This window comes from Ensifer sp. 1H6 (assembly GCF_001976035.1).
GTDB classification, from domain to species: Bacteria; Pseudomonadota; Alphaproteobacteria; order Rhizobiales; family Rhizobiaceae; genus Ensifer; species Ensifer canadensis.
This window is the reverse complement of record NZ_MOAI01000023.1, coordinates 1-17,647: the sequence shown is the minus strand read 5'-3', so window position 1 is coordinate 17,647 and position 17,647 is coordinate 1. Positions and strand designations below refer to the sequence as shown.

14 protein-coding genes and 1 pseudogene are annotated in these 17,647 nt (G+C 61.8%); 10 read left to right on the top strand and 5 right to left on the bottom strand.

Going from position 1 to position 17,647, the window contains the following annotated elements; all coding sequences use genetic code 11:
- The 4 genes from BKP54_RS23870 to BKP54_RS23855 all read right to left on the bottom strand — a co-directional run bounded on the left by BKP54_RS23870 (position 1) and on the right by BKP54_RS23855 (position 5,870).
- Positions 1-2,361, bottom strand: coding sequence for a SpoIIE family protein phosphatase (locus BKP54_RS23870; RefSeq protein ID WP_084815029.1), 2,361 nt, complete (start codon positions 2,359-2,361; stop codon positions 1-3).
- Positions 2,358-3,536, bottom strand: coding sequence for a class I SAM-dependent methyltransferase (locus BKP54_RS23865; protein ID WP_025428306.1), 1,179 nt, complete (start codon positions 3,534-3,536; stop codon positions 2,358-2,360). Before BKP54_RS23865 ends, BKP54_RS23870 begins: the two co-directional genes overlap by 4 nt.
- On the bottom strand, positions 3,533-4,051 hold the full coding sequence (locus BKP54_RS23860; protein WP_025428307.1) for a hypothetical protein: 519 nt from the start codon (positions 4,049-4,051) through the stop codon (positions 3,533-3,535). The genes BKP54_RS23865 and BKP54_RS23860 overlap by 4 nt, the downstream gene beginning before the upstream one ends.
- A 139-nt stretch (positions 4,052-4,190) precedes the next feature.
- On the bottom strand, positions 4,191-5,870 hold the full coding sequence (locus BKP54_RS23855) for an EAL domain-containing protein (protein ID WP_025428308.1): 1,680 nt from the start codon (positions 5,868-5,870) through the stop codon (positions 4,191-4,193).
- A 772-nt stretch (positions 5,871-6,642) separates the two neighbouring features.
- Here BKP54_RS23855 and BKP54_RS23850 point away from each other — a divergent pair.
- The 8 genes from BKP54_RS23850 (at position 6,643) to BKP54_RS23815 (ending at position 13,909) form a co-directional block, all read left to right on the top strand.
- Entirely contained in the window at positions 6,643-7,416 is a 774-nt protein-coding gene (locus tag BKP54_RS23850; RefSeq protein WP_025428309.1) for an amino acid ABC transporter ATP-binding protein, read from the top strand.
- Entirely contained in the window at positions 7,413-8,057 is a 645-nt protein-coding gene (locus BKP54_RS23845) for an amino acid ABC transporter permease (RefSeq protein ID WP_025428310.1), read from the top strand. Before BKP54_RS23850 ends, BKP54_RS23845 begins: the two co-directional genes overlap by 4 nt.
- Positions 8,057-8,719 carry an amino acid ABC transporter permease gene (locus tag BKP54_RS23840; protein ID WP_025428311.1) on the top strand — a complete coding sequence of 221 codons (663 nt, stop codon included), beginning with the start codon at positions 8,057-8,059 and terminating at the stop codon, positions 8,717-8,719. The genes BKP54_RS23845 and BKP54_RS23840 overlap by 1 nt, the downstream gene beginning before the upstream one ends.
- A 27-nt stretch (positions 8,720-8,746) precedes the next feature.
- Positions 8,747-9,586 (top strand): transporter substrate-binding domain-containing protein, encoded by an 840-nt coding sequence (locus tag BKP54_RS23835; protein WP_057207345.1) that lies wholly within the window; start codon positions 8,747-8,749, stop codon positions 9,584-9,586.
- Between the two features lie 102 nt (positions 9,587-9,688).
- The gene (locus BKP54_RS23830) at positions 9,689-10,423 is read left to right on the top strand and encodes an aspartate/glutamate racemase family protein (protein ID WP_025428313.1); all 735 of its coding nucleotides are present in this window, start codon (positions 9,689-9,691) and stop codon (positions 10,421-10,423) included.
- Positions 10,424-10,466: 43 nt separating this feature from the next.
- Positions 10,467-11,606: an aldo/keto reductase gene (locus BKP54_RS23825; RefSeq protein ID WP_084815028.1), complete on the top strand. Its 1,140-nt coding sequence runs from the start codon at positions 10,467-10,469 to the stop codon at positions 11,604-11,606.
- A gap of 50 nt (positions 11,607-11,656) precedes the next feature.
- Positions 11,657-12,547, top strand: a complete 891-nt coding sequence (gene purU, locus BKP54_RS23820) for a formyltetrahydrofolate deformylase (protein ID WP_084815027.1) — start codon at positions 11,657-11,659, stop codon at positions 12,545-12,547.
- Positions 12,548-12,625: 78 nt separating this feature from the next.
- Positions 12,626-13,909 (top strand): FAD-binding oxidoreductase, encoded by a 1,284-nt coding sequence (locus BKP54_RS23815; protein ID WP_025428316.1) that lies wholly within the window; start codon positions 12,626-12,628, stop codon positions 13,907-13,909.
- Here the strand turns inward: BKP54_RS23815 and BKP54_RS23810 are convergent.
- A complete protein-coding gene (locus BKP54_RS23810) occupies positions 13,906-14,841 on the bottom strand; it encodes a LysR substrate-binding domain-containing protein (protein WP_057207341.1) in 936 nt (311 codons plus the stop codon). The two genes, BKP54_RS23815 and BKP54_RS23810, sit on opposite strands and share 4 nt — an antisense overlap.
- 95 nt (positions 14,842-14,936) lie before the next feature.
- Between BKP54_RS23810 and BKP54_RS23805 the strand changes: the two genes are divergently transcribed.
- On the top strand, positions 14,937-17,378 hold the full coding sequence (locus tag BKP54_RS23805) for an FAD-dependent oxidoreductase (RefSeq protein ID WP_025428318.1): 2,442 nt from the start codon (positions 14,937-14,939) through the stop codon (positions 17,376-17,378).
- 42 nt (positions 17,379-17,420) lie between these two features.
- Positions 17,421-17,647 (top strand): annotated as a pseudogene (locus tag BKP54_RS23800) (hypothetical protein); the annotation flags it as partial.

Genomic DNA, 17,647 nt, shown 5'->3' with positions numbered 1-17,647 from the left:
TCACCTGTGTCTCATGACCACGAGGGTAATGTCGTCGTGTATTTTCTGCTTGCCGATATGCGCCATCAAGTCTTCGATGATACCTGATTTCGCATCTTCGGCGCTGCGTCCGTAGAACTGCCGCGCACTGTCGCAAAGCCGCTCGATGCCGAACAATTCGCCCGCCGCGTTCTCTGCCTCGGTCACACCATCTGTGTGCAGGATGATCATGTCGCCGCGGGCAAATGCGACCTCGCGCGTGGCGACGAAACGCGAGATATCCGACTCCAGACCGATCGGCAGGCCCAGATCCAGCGTATCGATGCGCTCCACCTCTTTGCTGTTGCGAACGACGATCAGTTCCTCGTGCTGCCCGGAAAGCGTCAGGCGGCCACCATCATAATCGAGGAATGCGAGGGAAAGGTGCTTGTCGGTGTTGGTGCGCACGATGTTCTTGTAGATCGCCCGGTTCAGGCGGTTCAGGAATTGATTGGGATCCATGTCGCCGGCTTCCTGCAAGGCACGAGCGACAGATTGGACCATCAGCATCAATACGCCGCTTTCAAGGCCGTGGCCGGTCACGTCGCCGATGCCGATCTTCAACCGTGCGCCATCGCGCAGAACATCGTAATAGTCGCCACCCACTTCGTCGGCGGGACGCATATAGGCGGCAATTTCGAGTTCTGCGATCTCGTCGAGCTCGCCGGCTTTCGGCAGCACCATCATCTGGATTTGCCGGGCGACCGCCAACTCGGCGCCCAGGCGCAGGTTCTCACTGCGCAACTGCTTATTCAGGGCGGAGATCTGCTGATTGGCCTCCTCGATCTGCTTGGTGCGCTCTTCGACGAGATGCTCGAGGTTCTCGGTGTGGAAGCTGATCTCTTCGGCCATCCGGTTGAAGGCCGTGCCGGCTTCGCCCACTTCGTCGCGCGTCGAGATAGGCACCCGGACCGAGTAATCCTTCGCCTGGATGCGCTTGGCGGCGCCGGCAAGCGCACTGATGCCGGCGGTCACGCGCTTGGAGATGCCGAACACCGCCGCCGTCACGAAGAGCAAGGACGCAAGCAGCGCCAGGATCTGATAGGCGAGAATGCGGTTGGTCGCCTGCGAGATACCTGTCTGGGCGGCAAACAGCGACGCATAGATTTCCCGCTCGGGAACCACGATGCCGAGCGACATCGTCTCCTTGCGAACCGGGCCGGACATCCAGAAATTCTCCGGCAGCAGCTGCTTCAGGAGAACGAGATAAGGCACTTTCTCGCCGGCCTCGTCGAGCATGACGCGCTGGATCACGCCGTCCTGCCCGAGCGGTAATTGCGCAATGGCCTGCTGAGCACTCTTGCGCAGCGAGCGGTCGGCACCGGTCACACCTTGTGTGCCGGTATCGCTTGAGGTCTGCAGCCCGATCGTCTTTTCGCCGGCAGGGTTGATGGCGAGCACATTGCCGTCGGACATTGCCAGGAAGCCAAAACCGCTTTCGGCGACCTTGACGTTCTGCACGACCTCGGCCAGCTGGTCGAGCGTGATGTCGGCGCCGGCGGCGCCTGCCACCGTCTTTCGATCGCGGGACCACAGCGGTTGGAAGAAGCTGACGATGAGCTTGCCGGTGATCGCGTCGGTATAGGGCGCCGTCTGGGTAATATCGCTCGCCACCGGCCTGAGGCTCGGATCCTTCGCCCATTGCTCCCAGGATTCATAGATGCCGGGGAAGAAGAACGTCCAGAATTCAGCCTGATTGTGACCGGGATAAAGCCGATCGAAGGTTTGCGCCTGATCCGTATAGGGCGCGGTCCGGAAAATCGGCCGCTCCTTGGGGCCGATGTAGTACATCTGCAGTTTGGAGCGCCCGCTTTCCAGCAGGCTCGGCGCAACGAGGTCGAGTACCGCGCTGTTCTCAATATCCGCCTGGACGTCAGGAAGCGGATGGTGGTCCGGCCCCAGAAGATATCCCCAGACGCTGATCACAGAGAGCGGGCCGGGCAGGTTCTGAGCCCATCCGCCCTTCTCGTCGTAGACGACGGTGACGGCGCCGGGTGCGCCGCGGGCAAGGGCCTCGCCGATTTGCGATTTGCGCACCGGCCGATCGATCTGCGACTGCAGAACGCCTGCGAGCGTTCCGACATCGGTATGAACCTGGCCAAGAAGCAGGTTGACGCGGGCGGCGGTCGATTCCGCGTAGGAGCGCATATAGTCTTGGTTGGCCTTTTGCAGGCCCTGACCGACTTCCGTCGCGGCATCCCGCGACAGCCTCTGCACGTTCCAAAGGGCAAGGCCGCCGGTCACCATCAGGTCGAACAGCACGGCGCCGCCGACAACGAGCACGAACTTGGCGCGGAAGGATCTCAAGCCGAGGTGGGAGCTTGGGGTACTGGGCTCCTTCATGTCGGCTTGCGTCCCGATGCGACCCAGATCGGCCAGCCGGCATAGCCCTTGGGGTGCAGCGCGGCAAAGATGTGATCCCTGAACCCCTGCCGGAAGCGTTGGATGAACTCCGGCGGATCACCGCGCCGGACAGCCATTTCGCCGGCATAGACGTGTTCCCAGGCGGCGATCACGTCGGCGAAGTCCTGCGGATCGCCGTCGTGATTCGTCACCATGAACGATTCGACCAGGATGTCGTCGAAACCTGCATCGGCAAGGTAACGGCGGCTTTTCGGTCCGAGTTCGACGTCCATTTCAAAATGACTGAACAGTTTGGCAACTTCGTTGTAGGTCCACTGGATGCTTTGAGCGCGGGGCTCGCCGAGGCAATGGGAGTTTTTTTCATTGGTGATGTAGACACGTCCGCCGGGTTTGCAGATCCGGTAGAGCTCCTTCAGGAGCAGCTCCCGTTCGTTGAAAATCTGCAGCGAATGCCGGCAACTCACGAAGTCGAACTGGTTGTCCTCGAGCAGCATTTCTGATGCATCGCCGTAGGTGTACTCGATATCGGTGATGCCGAAGTTGGTCGCCACTTCGCGTGCATAGGCAAGACTGGCCTTGGAGTGGTCGAGGGCGACGATCCTTGCCGGCTGGAATTCCTTCTGGACGAGAACAGCAAAGTCGCCGATGCCGCAGCAGACGTCGGCCATGGCAATGCCGGGCCGCAGCCCGTGCCGAGGCAGGATCGAACGCTCGTGCCGCCAGGTCATCTTCGTCTGGGTTCTCAGGATCGGGATGAAGCTGGTGTCTTCGACGAAGCTCTGTCCGGGATAGAACGTCGAATCGTACACCTCGACTGTAATCTGCGGCTCGATCTCGTTGAGATGGCCGAACATTCTGGTGGCCCAGCCGACGACGCTCGACGTTACGATCACCACGCGCAAGTCGGCGCGGGCACGGCAGGCGTCGAGGGCAACCCGCACGAAGGCATGGAATGCGGTGTTATTCATCTGGATCAGGCGTTTCACGTCGACGTAGAGTACGCCGCGCACGCCGTCGATCGCCTGCTTGAGCATTGCGATGCTATCGGCGATCTCGTCGACCGACCGCGGCCGGATGACGCCGGCGAGCGAAAACACCTGGCTGTTGGCGTCGAACGCCGCCTTGAAACTGGGAGAAAGGCCCGCGACGCTCAACTCACCAGCCCTTCCAGCGGCAGGTCGACGATCAGCGTGACAGCGTGCAATGTGCTTTCCTCAATGCGGATGCTCGCGTCGAAATTGATGGCGAGATCAAGTAGGATGGACTCGCGACTGGGCGCCATGTCGGTCGATATGGAATCGAGATAGCGGGCATGTGCATCGCTGCGATCAACCTTCGACACCGCCTCGCGGTAGAACGGGACCTGTTCGGCTGGGCATGGGAACGTGATTTGAACCCGCTCGATCGGGCCATGTCGGTAGATCGCCAGACCGATGTGACCGCTGGCGGCGCCGCTGCGGAACGAAACTTCAAGCAGTTCGTTGAGCGCCGACGAGAAGAAGTTCGAATGCCTTACCGGATCGGTCCTGTTGTGGCTGATCATCCGGGCCAGATAGCTGGAGAGATGGTCGCAATGCTGCCACTCCGAGAGAAATGTTCCCATCTCCATTTCGAACTGGAGCAGGGGCTCAAAAATCGCTTCAGCTGGAACACTGTTACCGACGTCCATGCTTGCTTTGTCCTCCATCTGCGGAACTTTGCCACGGCCCGCAGGCACTTCTAGGCTGATTTATCAGGCACGCAAACCGGTGAGCGGCCAGGCGGCCCTTGCGCCGGTGGCCGACCCGACAGCATAGCCCCTCGCCGTGTTATGATATTTCCATCGTCGACGATTGGCGCAAGTAACTGTCGATTGTATTGGGCGGCATCGGAACACCAAGGAAATACCCCTGCAATCGATCGCAGCCTTCGTGGTCCAGCCATAGGGCCTGCGCCCGCGTTTCGACGCCTTCCGCGGTCACTGACATTCCCAGCCCGTGCGCGAGCGCGATTATCGAACGCACGATCACCTGGCTCTTCTCGTCGTTCTCCAGATCCTTGATGAAATAGCGGTCGATCTTGATCGTGTCGAACGGGAAGTTCTTGAGATAACTCAGCGATGAATAGTAGGTACCGAAATCGTCGAGCGAGATCTGAATGCCGAGGACGTTCAGCGTATTGAGCGTGTCGAGATTGTTGGTCGTCTTCTCAAGCAGAACCGATTCGGTCACTTCGAGTTCGAGCCGGTCCGCCCGCAATCCGACCATATCCAGCGTCTGCGACACGCGATCAGTGAAGCCGTCGTGCAGGAACTGCGCCGGAGACAGGTTGACGGCTACGGTAAAATGCGAGGGCCATTTGGTTGCTTCGCGGCAGGCCTGCTCAAGCACCCACTGGCCGATATCGCTCATCAGCCCATCGGCTTCGGCCATCGGCACGAAGACATTGGGCGGAATGATGCCCACCAAAGGATGACGCCACCGCACCAACGCCTCGAAACCGACAATGGTGAAAGGCGGCTTCACCAGAGGCTGATACTCGAGGGAGAACTGGTTTTCCTGAAGCGCGGTGCGCAGGCTTCGGCGCAGCATTTCCCGTTGTTCCAGCACGATCAGCATCGAACGGCTGAAGGTTTTGGCGCGGCCGCGGCCCTCCTTCTTGGCCGCATAAAGGGCGATGTCGGCGGCCTTCATCAACTGTTCGCCCTCGTTGCCATCGGGCGGGGCAACGGCGATGCCAATGCTCGCACCCACGAACGCCGAAATGCCGTCGACCGTGAAAGGCTCCTTGAAGGCGTTGACCACAGCATTGGCCAGCCGCTCGGCTTCCATAGGCTGATCGGCGTCGCGCTGAATGATCGCGAATTCGTCTCCGGCAAGCCGGTAGGCGACCTCCCCGTCGCGCAGAACGCTGCGGATGCGTTCGGCTGCCATCCTCAGTACCGCATCGCCGGCACCGTGTCCGAGCGTATCGTTGATCGGTTTGAAGTCGTCGAGGTCGATCTGCATCAGCGCCGGCTTCTTTTCATGAACCGCCGGCAATACGCTTCGCAGATCATCGCTGAACTGACGCCGGTTGGGCAAACCAGTCAGTGCATCGTGCGTCGCCTGGTGAAGCAGCAGCGCACGCTCGTTTTCGCCCTGGCTCGCGGCTTCCCGCCGGACCGATGCCCCGTCCGTCTCGATGACGCCGATGCCATGTCCGGCGCGAAAGACGAGCAGTGTCCGCCGTGATCGTTTGGGCGCATCGATGATTTCGATGCTGCGTGGAACGCCATTGGCAAGAACGGATTCTGCCATTGCCTTCGAGGCCGGCTCCAACAATTCGGGGTAGACGTGCCAGAGCGTTGCATCGACCAGTTCAGCCACCTCGTAGCTTCGCTGAAGCGCGACCGAGGCCCCGACGAGATGAAGAGCCTCGTCATAAAGCGAGATGACCTCATCGGTATTGCCAAGGACGGTATCGTCCACGGAAGACGCAGCAGACAACGTCGAGTCAGTACCTGACATTCTAGCCTTTCCCTTTCCGTCGCGGTTTTGACTGGACCGCCTGTGACCATTGATATGATCGAGACGCCGTGCTCGAAATACATGGTCGTACTATTTCAGTCGACCCTTATGCATAGCTATCGCGAAAAGTGTCGCGGTCAATGCTGCTCGCCTATGGTGCGGCTGGACACCGAAGCTCCGAGCGTCGAACCGGGTGTACAAGCACAAGAATCTTCTCTGTTCGGTTGCAATTCTGTAGCTCTTTCTATCACTTGCGGACGACGCAGGCAATTTTCGTTCGACTCAATAAGCATAGCGATATCTAGCGATCTGAAGGCTTTGCTCATCGGTCGTGGTTAAAATAGTGTTATCTTGCCAACAGCGCGGATCGTCAGCATTAACCATTTTTGGTTTGACCGGCAGGACGTTCGCATGGCTTTGCGCATCACGCAAACGCCTGGCAGTTCACGCGTTCGATCGGTTTCCAAGCAATACAGTGTAACGCTCCCACCAATGGCATAACCTCAGGTTATGCGGCTCTGCAATTTTTGTCGTCTGCCGACCAGACGTCGAATCGTTATGGTGATCCACAAGAAAAGAACGGGAACGACTGTCGTTCGCCCCGCGGCGCACGACAAACATCAAAATACATTCAGCGAACAGGACGCGGCCTGCCCGGCGCAGGGTCGATCCGTGCCTGCAGTGGAGCGAAATCGTCATGGATGGCGCTGTCTTGCACTTGGGGAGTGGCAAACCGACAATGACTGAAGACGATGCTCTGGCCGCCAAAAGGATGCCTTCCGCAAAAGGCCGGGCGCGAAAGCCGCTTATCAAGCTCGACAAGTTGAGCAAACACTACGGCAATCACACGGTGCTCGACGGCATTGACCTTGAGGTGATGCCCGGAGAGGTGCTGGCGATCATCGGCCCGAGCGGCTCCGGCAAGAGCACGCTGCTGCGCTGCATCAACTATCTCGAGCCGCCGGATGGCGGCCATGTCACTATCGGCGACATCTCGCTCAACGCGGCCGCACCCGCCGGGCGATCGGAACTTTCGACCCTGCGCCGCAGCGTCGGCATGGTCTTCCAGTCCTTCAACCTCTTTCCGCATATGACGGTGTTGCGAAATGTCAGCCTGGCGCAGGAGCGCGTGCTCGGACGCAGCCGCAGAAACGCCGACGACCGGTCGATGCAATTGCTGAAGCGTGTCGGCCTGGCCGACAAGGCGCAACAGTATCCCGGCCGCTGTTCCGGCGGCCAGCAGCAGCGCATCGCCATTGCGAGAGCGCTCGCACTCGACCCTGAAGTGATGCTGTTCGACGAGCCGACCTCTGCGCTCGATCCCGAACTCGGCCTCGAAGTCCTCGCTGTCATGCGGGAACTGGCAGAAACCGGCATGACGATGATCGTTGTCACTCACGAAATGAGCTTTGCCGAGAATGTTTCCGACACGGTGATGATCATGGCCGATGGCAAGATCATCGAGAAGGGGCCGTCGGCAGACGTCATGCGCAATCCGCAGCAGGAGCGCACCAAGCGCTTCCTTCGGGCGGTGCACGACCGATGAGCACGGCCGACGTCTTCGCCATATTGCGCGGGCTCCCCTGGACGGTCGCCCTGACGCTCGGCGCGTTCTTGGCCGGCGCCGTGCTTGGGATGCCGCTGGTGGCGGCCAGGCAGAGCCGCATCCTGCCGCTGCGGATCGTGGCGATGGTGCTCATCCAGATCGTGCGCGGCATTCCGCCGATCCTCTGGCTGTTCATCATCTTCTTCGGCCTGGGAATGAGCGTCTTCCCGATCAGCCCGTTCAACGCGGCGCTGGCCGGGCTCGGCTTGATCGCGGCTGCCAACATGGCGGAAATCTACCGCGGCGCGCTGGCCTCGATACACTTCGGCCAATGGGAGGCGTCGTCGGCGCTGAACCTTGGCCGCTGGTCCACGCTGACCGACGTCGTCGCCCCGCAGGCCTTCCGCGTCGCTCTGCCTTCGGCGGCGAGCTACCTGATCGGCCTGATGAAAGAGACGGCCGTGGCTTCGACCATTGGCGTCAGCGAACTTGCCTTCCAGGGCAACCAGCTGTCGCAACTGACATTCCGCGGTCTCGAAGTCTTCGCTCTGGTCGGCATGTTCTACATCCTTTTGAGCCTGCCGGTCGCCTGGCTGTCGCGCGTCGCCGACAGCTATCTGCAAGCAAAGGTGGCCCGCTGATGTTGCCGAGCTACGAAGAACTCTCCGCCTGGCTCCCCGATCTCCTGTCGGGTCTGTCGATCAGCCTGCAGGTCACGGTGCTCAGCCTCTTGATCGGCATTCCGTTCGGGCTGCTGCTTGCACTTGGCGTGCTCGCCAAGAGCCGGTTGACAAAGATACTGGCTCTGTTCCTGGTCGAGGTCGGCCGCGGCGCGCCGGCGCTGGTGCTGCTGCAGTTCATCTATTTCGGCCTGCCGACATCGGGCCTGACGCTCGGGTCCTTCACCGCGGCCGTCATCGCGCTTGCCTGGAACACCGGCGCCTATACCAGCGAGATCATTCGCGCCAGCCTGCAGTCGATCCCGCATGGCCAGCGCGAGGCGGCCGTCGCAATTGGTCTCAATCGACTGGATGCCTTGCGCTACGTCCTGCTGCCGCAGGGCTTGCGCGTCGCGCTTCCGGCGCTGCTCGCCTTCTCGATCCTGATCTTCCAGGGCACGTCGCTGTGCTTCACCATCGCGCTGCCGGAACTCGTCAGCCGCGCCTATGAAATCGGCTCGAACACCTTCCGTTATTTCCCGGCGCTGCTAGCCGCCGGCGTTCTCTACGCCTCGATCTCCATCCCCGCCGCTCTCCTCGTCAGTCATGTCGAAAAGCGCGCCGGCTCCTACGCGCAACGCTGAACCAACACCACGAAAGGGCATTCAGGCATGACCACATTTGCGACCAAAACCCGCCTTCTGCTGACCGGCATCGCCGGCCTCCTCGTATCGAGCCAGGTGGCGCTTGCGCAGGATTGCACCCCGAAACACACCTTCGCCACCATCGAAGAGGGTACGCTCACGGTTGCCGTCACAACCTATGTGCCGCATTCCTACCTGGACGACAGCGGCAACATGAAGGGCATCGACGGCGATATCGCTGCGGAATTTGCCAAGCGCGAATGCCTGAAGGTGAAGGCGGTCGCCGTCGATCCGGCCGCCGCCATCCAGTACGTGCTTTCGGGTCAGGCCGATATCGCCACCGGCGACTGGTACCGCACGGCCGAGCGCGCCAAGGTCATGAACCTCTCGGCGCCGCTCTACACCGATCAGATGGCAATCTATTCCAAGAACGGCTTCGCGGATGTCGGCGACCTTGAAGACAAACAGGTCGGCACAGTGCAGGGCTATCTCTGGGTCACCGACCTGAAGACCATGCTCGGTTCCAAGCTGAGGCTCTATCCGAATTCGGTCAACATGCAGCAGGACCTGTTCTCCGGCCGCATCGACGTGGCGGTGGACGGCTATTCGACCGGCGTCGTCGCTGAAAAGAACGGTGCGCTCAAGGACGTCAAGGTCAAGGTCGCTGCCTCCGACGACCGGGTGAGGGCGACCAAGGAAGCCGCACAGGCCGCGTTCCCTTATTCCTTCAACGCCAAGGAACTGGGTGTCGCGCTGGATGCCGGGATCGAGGCGATGCATGCGGATGGCACCATCGTCGGCATCCTGAAATCCTACGGCCTTGACGGTACGGCGGCCGAGACCGGCGCGCCGCGCCTGGTCCAGTAATATAGTTGCCAGCCGCAACAGGTTGCGGGAGCCGCTAGGCTCCCGTCCCCCCTCCCGGCAGGTATGCCGGTTAGCGAACAATTTGATATCGGAGACAAGACGATGACTGTCTACACAGTCACGCGGAAGACACAGTCGTGGTACGGGGAGCAGATCGGCATCCTCATCCTCGATGCTGCGTACCCCTGCGTGCCCGGCAATGTCGGCAACGCCACCACCTATGACTTTCCGGTCCGCTTCCAGGAGGTGCGCGGCGCCTCGATCGACCGGCTGCTCAACCAGCGCGATCCCGCACTTCGCGACGTCTTCATCGAAGCGGCCGTCGAATTGCAGAACCGCGGCGTCAAGGCGATCACCGGCGCCTGTGGTTTCATGGCCTATTTCCAGGAAGAGGTTGCAGCCGCGGTCGATATTCCGGTGTTTCTGTCGAGCCTGATGCAGATCCCGTTCATGCATGCGGCCGCCGGCGGCAGCGTCGGCATCATCACGGCCAATGCTAGCCGACTGACGCCGCGCCACTTCGAGGCGAGCAACGTGCCAGGGCATATCCCTCTTGCGATTGCCGGCATGGAAGGGCAGACGGAATTCCGCGAAGCCATTCTTGAGGAGAAAGGCACGCTCGACAGCGCTCAGATCGAGCGGGAAGTGACCGAGGTTGCCCGCAAACTCGTCGAGGATAACCCGGATGTTCGCTCCATTCTGCTCGAATGCAGCGATCTGCCGCCCTATGCTCATGCGGTGCAGACGGCGACCGGTCGACCGGTCTTCGACTTCATAACCATGATCAACCACGTCCAGCAAAGCGTCGCCCGCCGGAGCCACCACGGCCACATGTGATCGGCGCCAGCGGCAAACACGTGCGATAAACCAGGAACCACTGATGTCCATGGACCACTATTACCTTCTCGGGCGCTCGGGCTTGCGGGTCAGCCGGCTCGCGCTCGGAACGATGACCTTCGGCAATGGCGGCATTCGGGGTATCGGCGGTTCGTGGGGATCGGACGAGGATGCCGCGCGCGCGATCTTCAACCGTTACCTCGAGATCGGCGGTAACTTCATCGACACGGCCGATTCTTACGCGGCTGGCGTCAGCGAGGAACTGATCGGCAAGTTCGTCGCCGAGGCGGGCATACGCGACCGGATGGTGATTTCCACCAAGTTTTCCAACAACGTCGAGCCCGGCAATCCGAATGCCGGCGGCAACGGCCGCAAGAACCTGATGCGCGCCGTCGACGCCTCATTGCGGCGGCTGAAAACGGACTACATCGACCTCTATCTGCTGCACACCTGGGATCGGATCACACCGGCCGAAGAGGTCATGCGGACATTCGACGATCTCGTGCGCGCGGGCAAGATCCGCTACGCCGGGCTTTCCGACGTGCCGGGCTGGTATGCGGCACGCGCCCAGACCTGGGCGGAGGCGCATGCGCTGACGCCGCCGATCTGCCTGCAGCTACCGTATTCGCTGGCCGAACGCAGCATCGAGAACGAATTCGTGCCGCTCGCCCAGACGCTTGGCCTCAGCATCACCGCCTGGAGTCCACTCGCCATGGGCTTGCTCTCCGGCAAATACCGGGCCGGCCAGCAGGCCGCAGGGCGGCTTTCGCTCGACGCCTCCGGCAGCGGGCTCGGGCTCTTTACCGAACGCAATAGGCGCATTGTCGCTGCGCTCGAAGCGGTTGCCGGCGAGGTCGGCCGCAGCATGGCGCAAATCGCCCTGAACTGGGTGGTGACGCAGCCCGGCGTCGGTGCTGCCATCATCGGCGCAAGCCGGATCGAGCAGCTCGACGACAATCTGGCTGCACTGGATTTTTCGATTCCCGTCGAGTTGCGCCGGCAGTTGCAGGCGGCAAGTGCGGTTGAACCCGTCTACCCTTATTCGCTGTTTGCCGACGATTACCAGGCCGGCATTCTCAATGCCGGCGTCGCGGTCGGCGACAAGCCGCGCGGGTATTACAGCGAGACCTTTCTGCCCAGGGTCACCGACTACGTCTTTGGCCAGTCGAAATCCAAGAGCTGAGCCGCAACGGCGCGCCATTCCGGCCACCGTTATCACGAAAGGAAAGAGGCATGACCTTGATGCCCGCAAACCTGACATCAACAGGCACCGCTGCCTCATTCGTCCTGACGCTCGCCTGCGACGACCAGCCCGGCATCGTTGCCGCGGTGACGACCGAGCTTGCGGCGATCGGCGGCAACATCGTCGAAAGCAATCAGTTCCGCGACGTCGAGACCAACTGCTTCTTCATGCGCATTGCCTTTACCGGTCCGTTGGGCATGTCGCGAGACGGTGTCGAGCGGGCGCTGAAACCGGCGATCGATCGCTTCGGCATGAGGGCCACGGTTGCCGACGCGACACGGCGGCCGAAGATCATCGTGATGGTCTCGAGGTTCGATCATGCGATGCTGCATCTGCTCTACCAGATCCGCGTCGGCTGGCTGAATGCCGAGGTGGTCGCCATCGTCTCCAATCATGACGACAGCGCAAGGACCTCCGAGCTCGGAGGTATCCCCTATCACCACTGGAAAGTGACGAAGGACAACAAGGCCGAACAGGAGCAGCGGCTGATCGATCTGGCGCGTGAGACGGAGGCCGACCTCGTTATCCTCGCCCGCTACATGCAGGTCCTTACGGACAACCTGTCGAACCGGCTCTACGGCAGGATCATCAATATCCACCATTCGTTCCTGCCGTCCTTCAAGGGCGCCAAGCCCTATCACCAGGCCCATGCGCGCGGCGTCAAGCTGATCGGGGCGACCGCGCATTATGTCACGCCCGACCTCGACGAGGGCCCGATCATCGAGCAGGAGACGGAGCGGGTCAGCCATTCGATGAGTGCCGAGGATTTTGTCGCCACCGGCCGCGATATCGAAAGCCGGGTTCTCGCCCGGGCGGTGAAGATGCACCTGGAAAACCGCGTCATGCTCAACGGCCACAGGACGGTGGTCTTTACACAGTGATGGCGGCGTTATCATTGTCATGATTGATGGAAGTTGCGGGAAAAGACGAGCGACACCCCCGCACGAAGGACCTGAACGATGCTGAATGATCCCCGCTCCCATGGGCTTTGGGAAAAGACCGCCCCGCCGCCGCCGGTCACCGGCCCGCTTGCCGCTGACGCATTCGCCGATGTGGTCGTCGTCGGCGGCGGCTTCACCGGCATTTCGGCTGCCCTGCATCTGGCGGAAGCCGGCCGCAGCGTCATCCTGCTCGAGGGGGCGGAGATCGGCTTTGGCGGTGCGGGCCGAAATGTCGGTCTGATCAATGCCGGCATGTGGGTGATGCCTGACGATCTACCAGGCGAGCTCGGCGATGTGCATGGAGAGCGGCTGCTGGATCTGCTCGGCAACGGGCCGCGCGTCGTGATCGACCTGATCGACAAGCACGCGATCGCCTGCGAACTCGAACGCAACGGCACGCTGCACTGTGCCGTCGGCGATGCCGGCCTGAGGGAGATCAAGGACCGTGCGTCGCAATGGCAAAAGCGCGGCGCGCCGGTCGAACTTCTCGATGCGGCCGAGACCGCCGCAAGGATCGGCACGACCGCCTATGCCGGCGCCCTGCTCGACAGACGGGCGGGCACCTTGCAGCCGCTCGCCTATGTGCGCGGCCTGGCGCATGCGGCCCAGCGCGCCGGCGTTGTCCTGCACACTTCGAGCCGGGTCGTCTCGACGGAGCGGATCGGCAGTGGCTGGAAGGTGGTGACCGACAGGGCGTCCGTGACGGCGGACTGGATCATCGTCGCGACTGATGCCTATAGCACCGGCCCATGGGAACGGGTGCGGACCGAGCAGGTGTATCTGCCCTATTTCAATCTTGCGACGCGGCCGCTCGCACCCGACTTGCTCTCGAGTATTCTGCCCAACCGCGAAGGCGTTTGGGACACCAAGGAAATCCTTTCGTCCTTCCGCATGGACAAGGCGGGCAGGCTGGTGTTCGGCAGCGTCGGTGCCTTGCGCAACGGCGGTGCGGCCGTCCACAAGGCCTGGGCCCGCCGCTCGCTTGCCCGGCTTTTCCCGCAATTGGGCAAGGTCGATTTCGAGTGCGAATGGTACGGCCAGATCGGCATGACCACCAATGCATTGCCACGGTTCCACCGCTTCGCGCCGAATGTCGTCGGCTTTTCCGGCTATAACGGTCGTGGCATCGCGCCGGGAACGGTGTTCGGCCGGGTGCTGGCGCGTCACATCCTGGGCGAGATCACCGAGGCGGAGCTGCCGCTGCCGCTCAGCGACCCGAGCGATCCGCCGATGCGGCGTCTGAAGGAAGTCTATTACGAGGCAGGAGCCCAGGTCGCCCACTTCGTCGGCGAGCGGTTCTAACCAACCTCGTCGGCGAAAATGTCGGCGTCGGCATTCTGCTCCATCAGCCAGTCGCGAAAGATCTCGGTGCCCCGCTTCGGCGGGCGCTGGGAAGGCATGACGATATGGATGCTCTGGCCAGAGTGATAGCTCGCCCGGATCGGGCAGACGAGCTTGCCCGCCTTCAGGTGGTCGTGCACCAGATGCTTCCAGCCGAGCGCGACGCCTTGCCCGTGCACGGCTGCCTCGATCGAATTGAGTGCATCGGTGAAGACGAAATCCTGCGTCAGCTTGGCGGCCGAGACTTCATTGCGCTCGAGATATTCCCGCCAACCGACGCGTGAGCGATGTCGCTCCTCGAAATGCAGCAGCGTGTGGTTGAGCAGGTCGGCTGGGGTTTCGATCGGCCCATGCTCTCTCAGATAGGCGGGGCTGCACACCGGCCAGACTTCCTCGGTGACGAAATGCCAGGCGTGAATACCCGGCCATTTGCCGGTCCCGAGCCGGGCAGAAAGATCGATATCCTCCTCCAAGAGGTCCTGGTCGTCGCGGCTGCTTTCGGCAATGCGCAAGGCGATATCAGGATGCTGCGCCTTGAAGGCCTTCAGCCTGGGAAGAAGCCACAATTGCACGAAGGATGCGGAGAACGAGACGCGCACGATATCACGCGAGTGCTTTTGCCTCAGCGACGAGATCACCATGTGCAGATGGTCGAACGCTTCCTGGGTTTCCTTGTAGAGCCGTTTGCCCTCGGCCGTCAGTTCCAGCCGGGCGTGTTCGCGGCGGAAGAGTTTCAGGCCGGTCGCCTCTTCCAGGAGTCGGATCGTCTTGCTGACGGCCGGCTGGCTGACATTCAGCTCTTCCGCAGCACCGGTAAAGCTCTGCCGCCGGGCGGCGGCCTCAAAGACGAAGAGATAGTTGGCGGAGGGGACGAGCGAGCGGAGTCTATGCATAAACTGAGGTTATGCCCCCGGACAATTTTTAGCAAGATTACAAGCGTGCCAGCCGTTTGTAAGTTGCTGAAAATTCCACATAAGGGAACCTCTTTATGCAAACTCATGCACGGGCTGTGGTCATCGGTGGCGGTTGCGTCGGCGCAGCCATTCTCTACGGTCTGACGAAGCGCGGCTGGACCGATGTCGCGCTGCTCGAACGCACGCAGCTGACAGCCGGCTCGACCTGGCACGCCGCCGGCCTCATTCCGTCCTATGCCCGCAGCATCAATATCGGCCGCATGATCGCCAAGACCATCGAGATCTACGAGGGCCTCGAAGCCGAAACCGGCCAGCATGTCGGTTGGCACAAATGCGGCCAGTTGCGCATCGCCAATACCCGCGACCGTTTCGACGAGTACAAGAGCTACATGAGCGTTGCCGAGGTTCAGGGCATTCGCGCCGAACTCGTCTCACCGGCGGAAGCCCGCGAACTCTGGCCGCTGCTTGAGAACAACAAGGAGATGCTCGGCGCGCTCTATCATCCTGATGACGGTCACATCGCGCCGGCCGACGTCACCCAGGCGATGGCCAAGGGCGCGCGCGATCGCGGCGCCAAGATCTATCTCAACACGGAGGTGCGCGGCTTCGAGCGCATGCCGAGCGGCGAATGGAAGATCAAGACCAACCAGGGCGAGATCATCTGCGAACATATCATTTCGGCGACGGGCAACTATGCGCGCCAGACCGGCGCGATGCTCGGACTCGAAATCCCAGCGATCCCGATCGTCCACCAATACTGGATCACCGATGCCGTCCCTGAAGTGATCGAGCGCAAGCGCCAGGGCCTGCCGGAGATGCCGATCCTGCGCGACGAGGGGTTCGAGGGCTACCTGCGCGAGGAGGGCGACGGCCTGATGTTCGGTCCCTACGAGAAGACAGAGCATCTGAAGCTGTTTGCCGAAAACGGCGTGCCGGAATGGTTCGGCGCCGACCTGCTGGAAGAGGATTTCGATTCGGTCGCCTGGAACTGGGAGCGGGCAATGGACCTCGTGCCGGCGCTCGGTCGCGTCGGCATCAAGGCCAATGTCCGCGGTCCCTTCCAAATGACTGCCGACGAACTGCCGCTGGTGGGGCCGGCCTGGGGGCTCGACAATGTCTGGATCGCCGAAGGCGTGCCCGGCGGCATCCTCTGGGGTGGCGCGATCGGTTACTATCTCTCCGAGCGTATCGTCGAAGGCGGCAACAGCCTCGATACCTCCGAGCTCGACCCGCGCCGCTTCGGCGACTACGCCAACAAGAATTGGACGCGCGAAAAGGTGCGCGAAGCCTGGGGCACCCATGCCGAACAGCACTATCCCGGTCAGGACATGCCGGCCGCCCGGCCGCAGAAGACTGCACCGTCCTATGATCGGTTGACCGAGAAGGGCGCCGTCTGGAGTGTACTCAACGGCTGGGAAATGCCGAACTGGTTCGCGCCTGAGGGCGTAGAAGCCAAGGATCAGTACAGCTGGCGCTGGACCGAGAAGGGCAAATATGTCGGCGAGGAGGTTCACGCCGTCAGAAATGCCGTCGGCCTCGTCGAAATGACGCCGATGACGAAGTTCGAAGTGAGTGGCCCCGGCGCCGAAGCCTGGCTTGACGGCATCCTTGCCAACCGTTTGCCGAAGACCGGCCGCGTCAACCTCAGCCATCATCTGACCCCGAAGGGTGGTGTCCAGGCGGAATATGTCGTCGCCCGGCTGAAAGACGGCTCGTTCTACCTGATTTCGACGCCGCGAGCCGAGCGCTGGAATTTCGACGATCTGTCGAAGCTTCTGCCTAGGGATGGCAGCGTCCAGCTTCGCAATGTCACCAACGATCGCGGCTGCTTCACCATCGTTGGCCCGAAGGCGCGCGACGTGCTGCAATCGCTGACCGAGATCGATCTCTCCAACGAGGCGTTCCCATGGTTCGGGGTGCAATCGGGCACGGTGGGGCTCGCCAGCGACGTCCGCCTGCTGCGCGTCAACTACGAGGGCGAACTCGGCTGGGAACTCTATCATCCGCTCTGCTACCAGCGACACCTGCTCGATGCGCTGCTAGCCGCCGGTAAGGCCCATGGCCTGAGGCTGATCGGACTGCAGGCGCTGGAATCGCTGCGTCTCGAAAAGTCCTACCGGGCGATGTATCGCGACATGAACCCGGAACTCAGCGCCTGGGAAAGCAGCCTCGATCGCTTCGTGCGCCTCGACAAGGGCGAGTTCATCGGCCGCGACGCTCTGGCAAAGGCAAAGGAAGAGGGCATTGCCCGTCGTTCCTTCACCATCGCGATCGACACCGATGGCGCAAGCTCGCTGATTTATGAGGGCGTCTACCACCAGGGCAAGCTGGTCGGGCGCATCACCTCGGGCGGTTATGCCTACACGCTCGGCCACGACGTCGCCTTCGCATTACTGCCGGTCGAGCTTGGCGTTCCGGGGACGGAGCTCGAAGTCCCGATCCTCGGCGAGCGGCGCAAGGCCCGCGTCATCGCGGAATCGCCCTATGATCCCGAAGCTAAGCGCGGGCGGATGTAACCACCGTCAGCAGACAACGAAAATTGCCGGAAAGGGTTGGCCATGAAAATACTTGTGACGGTTAAGCGGGTGGTTGACTACAACGTCAAGATCCGGGTGAAGGCTGACGGCTCGGGTGTCGAGCTTGCCAACGTGAAGATGGCGATGAACCCGTTCGACGAGATCTCGGTGGAAGAGGCGCTGCGGCTGAAGGAAGCCGGCAAGGCCGACGAGGTCGTGGTCGTCTCGGTCGGTCCGGCCAAGGCCGAGGAAACGCTGCGGACGGCGCT

Bases quoted from the DNA above. Each gene is read 5' to 3' on its own strand.
- BKP54_RS23870 (WP_084815029.1), bottom strand. From the start codon at position 2,361: ATGAAGGAGCCCAGTACCCCAAGCTCCCACCTCGGCTTGAGATCCTTC.
- BKP54_RS23860 (WP_025428307.1), bottom strand. From the start codon at position 4,051: ATGGACGTCGGTAACAGTGTTCCAGCTGAAGCGATTTTTGAGCCCCTG.
- BKP54_RS23855 (WP_025428308.1), bottom strand. From the start codon at position 5,870: ATGTCAGGTACTGACTCGACGTTGTCTGCTGCGTCTTCCGTGGACGAT.
- BKP54_RS23850 (WP_025428309.1), top strand. From the start codon at position 6,643: ATGCCTTCCGCAAAAGGCCGGGCGCGAAAGCCGCTTATCAAGCTCGAC.
- BKP54_RS23845 (WP_025428310.1), top strand. From the start codon at position 7,413: ATGAGCACGGCCGACGTCTTCGCCATATTGCGCGGGCTCCCCTGGACG.
- BKP54_RS23840 (WP_025428311.1), top strand. From the start codon at position 8,057: ATGTTGCCGAGCTACGAAGAACTCTCCGCCTGGCTCCCCGATCTCCTG.
- BKP54_RS23835 (WP_057207345.1), top strand. From the start codon at position 8,747: ATGACCACATTTGCGACCAAAACCCGCCTTCTGCTGACCGGCATCGCC.
- BKP54_RS23830 (WP_025428313.1), top strand. From the start codon at position 9,689: ATGACTGTCTACACAGTCACGCGGAAGACACAGTCGTGGTACGGGGAG.
- BKP54_RS23825 (WP_084815028.1), top strand. From the start codon at position 10,467: ATGTCCATGGACCACTATTACCTTCTCGGGCGCTCGGGCTTGCGGGTC.
- purU (WP_084815027.1), top strand. From the start codon at position 11,657: ATGACCTTGATGCCCGCAAACCTGACATCAACAGGCACCGCTGCCTCA.
- BKP54_RS23815 (WP_025428316.1), top strand. From the start codon at position 12,626: ATGCTGAATGATCCCCGCTCCCATGGGCTTTGGGAAAAGACCGCCCCG.
- BKP54_RS23810 (WP_057207341.1), bottom strand. From the start codon at position 14,841: ATGCATAGACTCCGCTCGCTCGTCCCCTCCGCCAACTATCTCTTCGTC.
- BKP54_RS23805 (WP_025428318.1), top strand. From the start codon at position 14,937: ATGCAAACTCATGCACGGGCTGTGGTCATCGGTGGCGGTTGCGTCGGC.